The sequence below is a fragment of the Aeromonas genomosp. paramedia genome (genome assembly GCF_023093515.1).
Lineage (GTDB): Bacteria > Pseudomonadota > Gammaproteobacteria > Enterobacterales > Aeromonadaceae > Aeromonas.
Genome location: NZ_JAAROG010000058.1, coordinates 1 through 283, shown reverse-complemented (window position 1 = coordinate 283; position 283 = coordinate 1). Strand labels below are relative to the sequence as shown.

General features: G+C 55.5%; 3 tRNA genes. All 3 read right to left on the bottom strand.

The features are described 5' to 3' along the window. Window positions 1–2: 2 nt before the first annotated feature. Window positions 3–79: transfer RNA gene (locus HB860_RS22045), tRNA-Arg, on the bottom strand. Between the two features lie 25 nt (window positions 80–104). Further along, window positions 105–181: transfer RNA gene (locus HB860_RS22040), tRNA-Arg, on the bottom strand. Between the two features lie 25 nt (window positions 182–206). Then, window positions 207–283: transfer RNA gene (locus HB860_RS22035), tRNA-Arg, on the bottom strand.

Here is a 283-nt window from a genome sequence, read left to right as displayed (position 1 = left end):
TATGGTGCGCCCGAGAGGATTCGAACCTCTGACCACCTGGTTCGTAGCCAGGTACTCTATCCAGCTGAGCTACGGGCGCTCATCAACTTTTGGTACTGCTAAAATGGTGCGCCCGAGAGGATTCGAACCTCTGACCACCTGGTTCGTAGCCAGGTACTCTATCCAGCTGAGCTACGGGCGCTCATCAACTTTTGGTACTGCTAAAATGGTGCGCCCGAGAGGATTCGAACCTCTGACCACCTGGTTCGTAGCCAGGTACTCTATCCAGCTGAGCTACGGGCGC